At 35.1% G+C, this 12,101-nt stretch carries 8 protein-coding genes; 1 reads left to right on the top strand and 7 read right to left on the bottom strand.

Going from position 1 to position 12,101, the window contains the following annotated elements; all coding sequences use genetic code 11:
• Positions 1–192: 192 nt before the first annotated feature.
• From J2W95_RS02050 to J2W95_RS02020, 7 genes are all read right to left on the bottom strand, one after another.
• Complete coding sequence (locus J2W95_RS02050) at positions 193–1,323, bottom strand: PepSY-associated TM helix domain-containing protein (RefSeq protein ID WP_310003436.1); 1,131 nt, start codon at positions 1,321–1,323, stop codon at positions 193–195.
• A 60-nt stretch (positions 1,324–1,383) separates the two neighbouring features.
• Entirely contained in the window at positions 1,384–3,753 is a 2,370-nt protein-coding gene (locus tag J2W95_RS02045; RefSeq protein WP_310003434.1) for a TonB-dependent siderophore receptor, read from the bottom strand.
• Positions 3,754–3,962: 209 nt separating this feature from the next.
• On the bottom strand, positions 3,963–4,451 hold the full coding sequence (locus tag J2W95_RS02040; protein WP_310003432.1) for a DUF6265 family protein: 489 nt from the start codon (positions 4,449–4,451) through the stop codon (positions 3,963–3,965).
• A gap of 253 nt (positions 4,452–4,704) precedes the next feature.
• Positions 4,705–7,005: a type IA DNA topoisomerase gene (locus J2W95_RS02035; protein WP_310003429.1), complete on the bottom strand. Its 2,301-nt coding sequence runs from the start codon at positions 7,003–7,005 to the stop codon at positions 4,705–4,707.
• 115 nt (positions 7,006–7,120) lie between these two features.
• On the bottom strand, positions 7,121–7,312 hold the full coding sequence (locus J2W95_RS02030; protein ID WP_310003427.1) for a hypothetical protein: 192 nt from the start codon (positions 7,310–7,312) through the stop codon (positions 7,121–7,123).
• 290 nt (positions 7,313–7,602) lie between these two features.
• Entirely contained in the window at positions 7,603–8,853 is a 1,251-nt protein-coding gene (locus J2W95_RS02025; protein ID WP_310003426.1) for an amidohydrolase family protein, read from the bottom strand.
• 126 nt (positions 8,854–8,979) lie between these two features.
• A complete protein-coding gene (locus tag J2W95_RS02020) occupies positions 8,980–10,377 on the bottom strand; it encodes a tetratricopeptide repeat protein (RefSeq protein WP_310003424.1) in 1,398 nt (465 codons plus the stop codon).
• 619 nt (positions 10,378–10,996) lie between these two features.
• Between J2W95_RS02020 and prfA the strand changes: the two genes are divergently transcribed.
• On the top strand, positions 10,997–12,073 hold the full coding sequence (gene prfA / locus J2W95_RS02015) for a peptide chain release factor 1 (RefSeq protein WP_116795805.1): 1,077 nt from the start codon (positions 10,997–10,999) through the stop codon (positions 12,071–12,073).
• Positions 12,074–12,101 lie beyond the last annotated feature (28 nt).

Genomic DNA, 12,101 nt, shown 5'->3' with positions numbered 1-12,101 from the left:
GAATATAGCGGATAGCAGGAACACTGTTTGCTGATAAAGCCTAATCTTTCTGCTCCAAATAATAATTGAACTTCATTTTAGATGGAGTCTGTATTATTAGTTGAAGTGTGCTTGAACTTAGATAGTAAAAACATTGAAAGGTTTAAAGCAATTGCTTTAAACCTTTCGGAATCTGTAAATTATTTAAGGTGTCTAAGTGACTTTGTTTTTCTGTTTCTTATTTCGTCCCCACCAAATATAAAATCCAGATATGGGAAGGGTTGCAATAAGAAGACTGAATAAAAAGGCAAAAATCTTTCCAGCTAGTCCGAATACTGCTCCAGTGTGGAGGTCATAGTTCATACGCATTAATTTATCGGCATTGTTGGCATTACCGTATTTTCCGTAAATGTGATCGACTTCTTTCTCTTCCAAAGTATATTGGTCATAATAGCGGTAATCCATTTTCCAAAAAGTTCCTTCTTCCGGATTGGCATTGGCAGCAATGGCTGTGCTGTCATTTTCTGGCGGATGCACTTCAATGGATTTTGCTGTTGGATATTCTTTTTTCATTAATTCCCAAACTTTATCCACAGGATTTTCTGTAGCGAGTTTGGTTTTCTTAGAGATTGGATCTACATAGACTAATGATTTTTCGCCTCCAAGTCCCGTGTAATAGGAGTAGGCAAACCATTGAAAACCCCAAACTAGTCCTGTTATGGCAAATATAAGTGCAATCAAAAGGATGTAAAAACCAGTGATATTATGTAAATCATAGTTTTTGCGTTTCCACTTTGTGCCTTTTTTCCATTTGAATTTAAAGCGTTGTTTGGTAGCGTTTTTATTTCGAGGATACCAAAGATACAATCCAGAAAGCAGAAGCGTAAGAAAAACTAAAGTAAACGAAGCAACAACGGGTTGCCCAATTTCAGGAGGAAGCCAAAGATAGAAATGCCCGTCGAGTATGAATCTAAAAAAACCATCCTCCATATTTATAGTTTCTATCACTTTTCCCGAATAGGGATTTAGATAGACAATATGATAATAAGTGGGTTCATAATGGAAAAATATAGCTTCTACTGATTTTTCGCTTCCATTGTATTTGATGGCATGTAAGGCTTTGTTCGGAAGTTCTTTTTTAGCAATTTCTTCCAATTGAGAAGGAGGTAGGAAAGGTTTGTCTTGTTTTTCGACAAAACGGTATTCTTCAGTGATGTTTTGGATTTCTTCTTGAAATGCATACAAACAGCCAGTGATGGCAATAATAAATACAATTATCCCCGAAGACAATCCGAGCCATAAATGTAGTTGCCCAATAAGTTTTTTTAAGCTATATTTTTTCATTAAAAAAGGATAAAACTCCTCACATTAAGGAGGAGTTTAGTTAAAAGGAACAAAAATAAATTAAAATTTATAACTAACAGTTACTCTTGCATTAGTTCCTGCTTCAGCTTGCCAGTAATACATATCTGTATAGCTATAATATCCTCCAGAATACAAGTATTTGTTAAGTATATTGTTAACAATAAGGTTTATATATACTTTCTTAATTTGATAAGATACACCACCATCCAAACGGAAATAATCAGGTAGTGAAGTAGTATTGTCAGGTGAAATATACCAAGGAGCTCTATCAACTTGATATTGATATCCTAATGAAAGTCCTAATCCGTTCAGTACTCCGTTGTCTACTTTGTAATTTAACCAAGTGTTTTGAATATGTTTTGTACTTCCTGGAATTTGATTTCCTACTATATTTGGGTCGGTATCTTTGGTGATTTTTCCTTCTGTGAAAGCATAATTTACAACAACGTCTAAGTTTTTAAAGATTTCACCTCTAATGTCAACTTCAAATCCTTTTACTTTTTGTTGTCCACCTTCTTTGCTATATTGCATTGAACCATTAGAATGCTCAGCATCCAATGTTAGAACATTGTCTGTGGTAATTTGGTAGGCAGCGAACGTAGAATTCCATTTTCCGTTTAACCAGTCTCTTTTGAAACCTAATTCTAAGTTCGTTCCAGTTTGTGGGTCAAAACTTTTACCTTGCCAATCACTACCATAATTTTCTGTAAAAGATTCATCTCTTACAAAATAAGCAGATGTGTTTTTGTCAATTGAGTAGCTCAATCCAATACGGGGAGTAAATTTTTCGTTTTTTGAACCACCAGAATATACATCACCAGCTTTTAGAACAGTATATCTTCCAGCCAATGTTAAACGTAGATCATTATCTAAGAATCCTAATTCATCCTGTACATAAAAACCTTTGTAATTATTATAATATTTTACGCCTCTATCTTCAATGTCTTTACTTCTGTCAAATTTTGGAGAAGAAGGGATACCATGAACTGGATTATAAATATCTAAATCAGGTAAAGTGAAATATTGTGACCAGTCGTGATAATAAGTTTTGTCACTCATGTCCAGTCCTCCTAATATTTTGTGAGAAACAGATCCGGTTTGAGCCTGACCATTTACATAAGCTTGTCCAACATATATTTTTCCTAAAATATCCCAGTTGTTACCAGCTCTTTTAAGGATAGCATCATTTGCAGGATCAAAACCACCAGGCCATAAAGACATTCCTTCTTGTTCGTAATTTAAGTACGAACCTTGGGCAGTAATTTTCCATTTGTCATTAAAATTGTGTTCAAAAATACCCAAAAGACTTCTTTCTAACATTTGAGTAGGATCTAATTCTTTCTCTGATGTAGTAAAGCTTCTAGGTAATTCTTCATAACCATGTTTTGCATAAACATAGTTGCTACCAATTGCATTTACTTTAGAAAATTGTTGAGTATATTCAAGTGTTGCAGAAGTTTTATCTGAAAATAAATATTTCAACACAGGTGCAAAAGTATAACGGTCATTAAAGTCAAAATCACGGTAACTGTCTTTCTTTTCTCCCATTGCATTGAAACGGTACAAAAGTTTTCCATTTTTAGTTAATTTACCGTCTAAATCTAATGTACCTCTATACATTTCATTACTACCTAGAGATAAACTAGCTTCTGCTTTGTTTCTTCCGCTTGGTTTTTTTGTTACCACGTTATAAAATCCACTTGGATTTCCGTTAGATAACATAAATCCTGCAGGACCTTTAACAAATTCGATACGCTCTACCAAACTCATGTCTTCCGTCAATGGACCCCAAGTTGTACTTACGTTCATACCATTTCTAAAAGCAGCAACTTGGCTACCTCTCATAGTAATATTAGCGTAATTATCCCAATGCTCTACTCTTGTAGCACCACTCACGTTACGAGTAACACCTTCAAGCATATTATTAATTTGTTGATCTTGAATTAGTTTTCCTGTTACAACTTGTATGTTTTGTGGGATCTCTATAATAGGAGATTGTAAACGAAGTGAAGAAGAAACACGGTTTGTTTTAAAAACACTTTTGTTACTTAAAACAACCACTTGATTCAATTGATTATTGGATAAAGAAAGATTGATGTCTACGGTTGCTGTTTCACCAGCCACTATTGTTACGTTTTGTTGAACATCGGAGTTACCAACTAATGTCAGTATTAAAGTATAGCTGCCAGCTGGTATGCTTTTGATAGTATAAACACCATTATTATCAGCGATAGTTGTTCTGTTTAATTCTTTTACAGTAACAGAAACTCCTTCTGCGGGTTTGTTGTCACTCGTTTGAACGGTTCCTTTTAGGCTTCCATTGCTTTGGGCAAATGTGGTAGCTGTAAAAAGAATAAAGAGACATAAGAACAATTTAAATGGGGGTAATTGTTGATTCAAATATTTCATAGATTAAAATGTAAATGTTTTTAAAACCTTTCTGTTATTATTTAGAACAAATAAGAATAGTGCAAATGTAAAAATTATACTTAATTTAACAATGTTTATTTAGATTAATTACAAATAAAAATCATAAATCGATGATTTAGCTAGTTTTAGAAAATGAAAAAAACCTTGCTGGTTTAGGGCAAGGTTTGTTATTTGTAAGTAAAATATAGTTATTTTGCTATTGAATCTTTCTTCATTCCGAATTTTTCTGAGCTTGGTTTCCCGAGCTGGACTCCAGATATGGATGCGACAAGGCTGTCTTTGTTAACTAGCGTATAGGTGATTTTTTGTGGATAATCGTGTTTTGGGTTTTCAAAAACCAATTGTTTTTCGGTTTTTGTAGTAAGTTTAAAAGGAACGGCTTTATTCTCGTTTTGTCCTTTAACGGTAGCGTTATAAAATAAATCTTCTCCCTTTTGCTGTAATATAATGGATTCAAAATGCAAAGTGTCTTTGGCCTTTATGAAAAAGGATTCTCCTTGAAAAGTACTGTCGTTAAGTTGTTTCCAACTCTCGGAAAGATTTCCGTCAGCTGTTTTGGTACTCCATTGTCCCAATAACCATTTGGCGGATTTTATTTGGTCTTTTTCGTTTGTTTCAGTTTTTTTACAAGAAACAATGGTTAACAAAAGCAGTATAAGAGTCGTTTTTTGAAACATTTGCGTGAATATTTGGTGTTATTTTGAATAAGCTAATTTATGAAAAAATAGAATAGTGTTTTAAAAGCAACCGGAGATTCGCAGATTTAATATTTTTAAAAGATGTGTGTTTTGTAATTTTAGAAAATCAAATTAGCGCAAATGCTGCTGAAAGCAATTAATTTAAAGATAGATATTTAAAAGAAATCTGTGAATCTGCGGTAAAAAAAACTTATTTTTTTTTGAAGCTTTCAATAATAATGATTTAATGCTCTTAAATACTTTCATTCAAAATAGAATAAACCAGTTCCTTAGTAGGCTTTTGATCTTTGAGTTTTTCTCGAACCACATCAAAAGTCACTTTAAAATCACAGCCCAATTTATAGTCGCCACAACCGTAAGCAGTTTTTCCTTTTAGAACAGTTCCTTTTTTACATTTCGGACAGGATAATGAATCGGATGTTGTTTTTCCGGCTGTCTTTTCAGTTTTCTTTGGTTCTAATTTGAGTTTGAAATTTTCGTCAAAACGGAGTAATCCTTCCACAGTGCCAGAATCGGTTTTGAAGTCTTTCAAATTTACAGTAGATCCTTTTTGCAGTAAGCGCAAGTATTGATTCTCCGATATTTTTTTCTCGGCAAAAGCATAAGGTAACACAAAATTACAGCCTGCTTTATAATCAGTACATCCATAGGCGGATTTTCCTTTTAGTAGCGTACCTTTTTTGCATTTCGGACATACTTCTGCCAAAATTCCGGCGATTTTCTTTTTTTCAACGGCGACTTCTTGTTTTTGAATGCTTCCGGCGTGCGAAATATTGGCTCGTCTGGTTTCGCTTCGTACTTCATAAACCAAAGCTTCTACCATCCGTTTCATATTGCCGATAAATGCACCGGCAGTAAATTCACCTTTTTCAATGTCTTTCAATTGCTTTTCCCAAGAACCCGTCAATTCAGCCGATTTTATTAATTCATTCTGAATGGTGTCAATCAGTTGAATTCCCGTTGGAGTAGGCAAAACCTGTTTTTTGTTTCGAACGATGTATTGGCGTTTGAAAAGGGTTTCAATAATATTGGCTCGCGTTGACGGACGGCCAATACCGTTTTCTTTCATCAATTCCCGTAAATCTTCATCGTCTATTTGCTTACCTGCAGTTTCCATAGCACGTAATAAGGTTGCTTCAGTAAACTGATTGGGTGGTTTGGTTTCTTTTTCTAAAAAGGAGGGTACATGCGGTCCTTTTTCGCCTACAACAAAACTCGGCAAGATATCAGCTTCTTTTTCTTTGGCATTTGGGTCTTCAAAGACTACGCGAAATCCCTTTTTCAGGATTTCTTTTCCAGTGGTTTTAAACATTACATCGGCAGCTTTTCCAATTACCGTGGTATTGGCCACCAAACAATCGTCATAAAATACGGCAATAAAGCGTTTCACTATGATGTCATACACTTGTTGCTGATTGTACTGCAAATTGTTTTGTACTCCCGTTGGAATAATAGCATGGTGATCAGTTACTTTTTTATCGTTGAAAACCTTTGGTGATTTTTTTATTTTTTTTTCTAAAAGCGGTTGCGTCAACTCTGAATAATTGGTCAGCTTTTGCAGAATCCCCGGAACTTTCGGGTAGATATCGTTTGGTAGAAATGTAGTATCGACTCTCGGATAAGTTACTACTTTTTGTTCGTACAATGTCTGCACAATTTTAAGTGTTTCATCTGCCGAAAAACCAAATTTTTGATTGCAATACACCTGTAAACCTGTTAAGTCAAACAGTTTTGGGGCATATTCATTGCCGTTCTTTTTTTCGACAGAAACAATTTCGAATTCACTTTCTTTGACTTTATTGGCCAAAATTTCTCCATCTTCTTTTTTCAAAAAGCGTCCTTCCTCATAGCTGAAAAGCGTTTCTCTGTACAAGGTTTGCAGTTCCCAATAAGGCTGCGGTTTGAAATTCTCAATTTCCTTGAATCGATCCACCACCATGGCAAGGGTTGGAGTTTGCACCCGACCAATAGATAATACCTGTTTGTAACCGCCATGTTTTACGGTGTACAAGCGGGTAGCATTCATGCCGAGTAGCCAGTCGCCAATGGCTCTGGAAAATCCTGCGTAGTATAAATTATCGTAGTTAGCGGATGGTTTTAGGTTTTCAAAACCCTCTTTGATTGCTTCGGTGGTTAGGGACGAAATCCATAGACGCTGTACTTCACCTTTATAATTGGCTTCATTCATCACCCAGCGCTGAATGAGTTCTCCTTCTTGCCCGGCATCCCCGCAGTTGATGACCAATTCTGCTTTGTCAAATAAACCTTTTACGATTCTAAACTGCTTTTGAATTCCCGAATTTTGAACCACTTTGGTCTCAAATTTTTCGGGAAGCATAGGTAGGTTGTTCAAGTCCCAACTTTTCCAATTAGGCTTGTAATCGTTAGGTTCTTTTAAGGTGCATAAATGCCCAAAGGTATAAGTAACCTGATAGCCATTGCCTTCAAAATATCCATCGTGTTTGGTATTGGCTCCCAGAACGGATGCGATTTCGCGTGCTACACTTGGTTTTTCGGCAATACAGACCTTCATTTCTTCTACTGATTTGAAGGCGCAAATTAGGAATTTAGAATTTGGTATTGAAAAGAAATTTTATGGAGTTATGAACGGTTGCTTCATATATCCTTCATTAAAACTGACTGCCCTTTTACTTTTCAGCTCTATTTTTTTTGTTTTTTATCAGTGCATAAATTGAGAACACAAAAACTATCAGATATAGCGCGTCTAACAGCGGTTTTTGAAAGCTAAAATCTTCAAAATCGAAATGCTTTACCAATGTCCACCCTAAAATGATTGCTACTACACCAAAAGCAAATGAAGGTATTTTTTTATTTTCCATGTTTTTTAATGTTTTATTATTATGTCAATTGTTATTTCTACTTGTAATTATTAAAATAAAGAATGTTATCATTTCCAATAAATGGTAAATCAATGCTTTGAAATAATTAGCTATTTCCACGCTTTGCAAAGTCATGAGAGTTTGCAAAGCGGGGCAAATTAGGAATTTAGAAATTGGTTAAAAAGAAATTTTATGGAGTTATAAACGGGGACAAGTAGTGGTGGAGTGGGCATCATGAGGAATGAGCTGTTTGTTGAAGTCAATACAATTACATTTAGTTTGTGATTACATTAATCTCGTCTTATCACTTTCCCTTCTTTCATCACAAACTGAACTGTTTTGATTGCTTCAATATCGTCGATAGGATTGTTTTTAAGTGCAATAATATCAGCGTAGTAGGATTGTTCCAGTACACCTCTTTCTTTTTCTATACCCAATAATTCAGCGGCATTGATTGTCATTGTTTGTAAGATGTAAGAGGAAGGAATTGCTGCTGCTTTCCATGTATTTAATACTTTGAGGTTCGATTGTACGCGGTTTAGGCCTTGGATATCTACAATTATATCTGTTCCAAAAGCCATTTTTGTCCCAATTTTATAAGCTCTTTTTAGTCTGTCTGTAACCATGCCTGAGTATGTAGTAGCCATTTCCGAGTCCATGCCATAAGCGTACCAATTGTCATATGAAAAATCTGTGCCTACTAAAAAAGTTCCCTTGTCTTTCATTAGTTTCAATTGTGTGTCATCAAGTTCAAAGCCATGCTCAATAGCTGCTGCACCGCCCAAGATTACATTTGTTGCTGATTTTGTATCATTATTTGTATGCACGGTAACTTTTAATCCATATTTTTTTGCTTCGTCAACGGCAGCTTTTATATCTTCGGTATTATAAATTCCATTATCTCCTGTTACCATTTTAATTACCGTTGCCCCATTGTAAATGTTTTTTCTTACGGCTTTTTTGATTTCGTCAGGAGTGTCAGCGTCTAGGTACTCAAAGTCCCAAAAGTGCTCATGTTCTGTATTAATACCTCTGGTTTGTCCACCATATGGAGCTATAATTTTTCCAGCATAGATAATTGTCGGGCCTTGTATCCATCCTTTTTTAATTGATTTTATAATGTCGGCAGTGGCATAGTTCGCATCATTGCCAATTTCCTTGATTGTTGTAAAGCCATTGTCTAAAAATTGTTTAGCAACAACTACACCCCTTATGGCGCGGAGAGAGGTGCTTTCTTCTACATACATCAGTTTTGTCTCTACGTTTCTGTAGGGAAGGTTAGCCGTTATATGAACATGGCAGTCCATAAGTCCTGGTAATACCCATGAGTTAGAAAGGTCAATGATCGTGTCTTTTTCATTGATTTTTAGATTTGTTCCAACTTCTTTTATTTTTCCCTTCTGTACTATTATCATTTGGTTATCCAACATTTTGCCATTTCTGGAATCAAAAAAATGCCCTGCTTTAATTACAGTGTTTTGAGCATGAAATCCTAAAGTTGAAATTACAAGTAATAAGGTAATTTTAATTTTTGTTGTCATTATGGTGTTTTAAGGTTATTGTTAGTTTGTTGTTGTTTTTGAGTATCCGTGTTGTAAACGCAACGATTGAGTAATAAATTAAAATTAACGCTCGTACCAAAAGAGCGTCAAAGATTGCAATCTGGATTAATTCTGTGGTTTAGTTCCTAGTTGTTCAATTGTTTTTTTAGCAGCTGCTAATCGGATTCTTTTATTTTTTTCTACCAGTTTATGTACTGTCCAGTGTTCTATTTTGTGATGTAATGGAACGAGTATTGCAGCAATACAGACCATTGCAATTAGCATAAGTATTGGAGAATGATGTGTTAGCTCACCTAAATAAGGATGCAGGAGTAGATTTAAAAATTCAAAGACAATAAGAAGTGCAATAACACCTAAAGAGTCAATCAGTTTTTGATTGGCTATAATGGTATGGCTGAGTAGTAAAAACAAAATTGCAAAACTGATTAGTCCTAAGGCAATTGCAGCATACTGCAGATTGTTATTGTGTTCTTCATTTTCCTGCTCTCTTTTTTCAGTGAGTTCTTTTTGTCGCTCTTTTTCTTGCATGAGCATACTTTCTATTTTCTTTGTTTTGGTAATGCTATTAATGCTGTCAGTTGCAACAGTATAAATTTCGAGGTATTTCAACGCGTCGGCGGTATTTTCTCTTTCCTTATAAATTTCGTAGATCATTTGTGAAGCAGCCGCTTTTTTAGAAAATTGGGGACTTTTTTCTGCGAACTTGTAGAACATGGCGGAATAATAAAAGGTAGAGTCTCTGTTATGGATACTTTTATAGTAGGTTGCTAACCCTTGGTATACATTCATATATTTATTTGCAATCGAAAATTGATCAGTTTTTTTGGAGGCTGCTTTTAATCCAAGATGGAAATAAGCCAATGCTAAAGTAGGGTTATGTAATTGGTTGTATGTATTGCCGAGCTCTGTCAAAATTGAGACATCCAAATCAAAGGCTTTGATACCTATTTGTTTTTGACGTAGGTTCATTTGATAAGCCTGTTGTAAATAGGTTAAAGCCAAATCATACTGTTTCAAACTACGACGGTAAATTTGTCCGATTTGCAATGTGGCCAATATTTCCCAATCGAGTTCTTTTGTTTTTTTTGCAAGCACTCTAACTTTCTTTTGTATTTTGATTTTGTTCGCAATATTATCATCGCAAAATGATAAACAATTATACAAACGAATCATGACCCTTGGGTTATTGTGCTGTTCGCCTAATTTCATTGCTTTTATGAAATGGCTCAGTGCTTGAAGATTGTTGCCATTTATATAGAAATAATACCCCACAAGCTTATGTCCAAGGGCTTCAACATCCTTATTTTTATTTTTTTGACCTATTGCTATGATTTGATAGGGATAAAAAGTACCTGAGTCATAAACGCCACTTTTACCTTGATCCATATCATTCCAGGCAATAACTGCATCAGTTTGTAAGCTGTCAGTTTTTATGTTTTCTAACTGATGAATAAATTTTTCTGCTGCTTTATTTTGCCCGATGGCTGAGAGTGTCGCGAACATGATGAACAAAACCATTAATGAGGTTCTTAGATTAAGTATGTTTCTTAGCATAGATATATTGTTAATTAATAGTGTCTGAAGGTGTGATATTGAAGTTGTGACAACTTATCTTTTGGTGCTAACTTCTATGTGCAAAACTTTGTTTAACTAATTTTCCTAAATTAAGTTTTATATATAAAGTTCAGTTTCAGACGTGTTATCTTTTCAAATATATAACTTAATGACGAAAATGCTGATTAAAATATTCTGTTTTTGTATATTTATTTAAAATAACTTCTTTTGATTCAGTTATTTATGAGAAAATGTAAATACTGTTTTTTAGTACAAATTCCCTAGTCCTAATTGCTTTGCCTGTTTGCTTCGCTCGTGTGAAACGGCATCCTTTTTGCGGATAAAAAGATATAGCGAATAGCAGGAAACAGCTTCTAAAAAAATGAAAAGCACCCTTAAATTAGCTTAATTATATTCTGGTTCCTGTAAATTGTAAACTGAATAGTTTTTTTGTACTTTTGCACTCCGAACTGAGTGAATGTTTTTTAGGAAGTTAAAAAACAGTTATCAAAGGTTTAGTATGCCTTTTGGCAAAAATAAAATAGAAAAAAAATAAAGATATATACAGATGTTAGATAGACTTCAATATGTAAAACAGCGTTTTGACGAGATTTCGGATTTGATTATTCAACCGGATGTTATTGCTGATCAAAAACGGTATGTGCTGCTTAACCAAGAGTACAAAAGCATTAAAAACTTGGTTGAAAAGCGTGAAGAATATATTTTGGTATTGGCCAACATTGAGGAAGCCAACGAAATTATCGCTGACGGAAGTGATGCCGATATGGTGGAAATGGCCAAAATGCAACTTGATGAAGCGAAAGAAAGATTACCACAATTAGAAGATGAGATCAAATTCATGTTGATTCCTAAAGATCCAGAAGACGCGAAAAACGTGATGGTAGAGATTCGTGCCGGTACAGGTGGGGACGAGGCCAGTATTTTTGCAGGTGATTTGTTTCGTATGTATACTAAATACTGTGAAGGACAAGGATGGAGAACTTCGGTTGTGGATATGAACGAAGGTACTTCGGGGGGGTTCAAAGAGGTGATTTTTGAGGTTACTGGAGAAGATGTTTATGGAACTTTGAAGTTTGAGGCGGGAGTTCACCGTGTGCAGCGTGTACCACAAACGGAAACTCAAGGACGTGTGCATACATCGGCAGCAACGGTTATGGTACTTCCGGAAGCGGAAGAATTTGACGTTCAAATTGATATGAACGATGTTCGTGTGGATTTCTTCTGTTCATCAGGACCTGGAGGACAATCGGTAAATACTACGAAATCGGCAGTTCGTTTGACGCACATTCCAACCGGATTGGTGGCACAATGTCAGGATCAAAAATCACAACACAAGAATAAAGATAAAGCTTTGACGGTTTTACGTTCTCGTTTATACGAGATGGAATTGGCCAAAAAACAAGCTGAGGATGCTACAAAACGTACATCTCAAGTAAGTTCTGGTGACCGTTCGGCTAAGATTCGTACTTACAATTATGCTCAAGGGCGTGTAACCGATCACCGTGTTGGCTTGACATTATATGATTTGGGTAACATCATGAATGGTGATATCCAGAAAATTGTAGACGAGCTAGCATTAGTTAACAATATGGAAAAATTAAAAGAAGCAAGCGAAGTTTTCTAAAATTCACCCTGTTTATTTTATAAACACT

The organism is Flavobacterium granuli, assembly GCF_031456055.1.
Taxonomy (GTDB): domain Bacteria; phylum Bacteroidota; class Bacteroidia; order Flavobacteriales; family Flavobacteriaceae; genus Flavobacterium; species Flavobacterium granuli_A.
The sequence above is the reverse complement of the archived record's forward strand: the minus strand, read 5'-3'. Positions and strand labels throughout refer to the sequence as shown.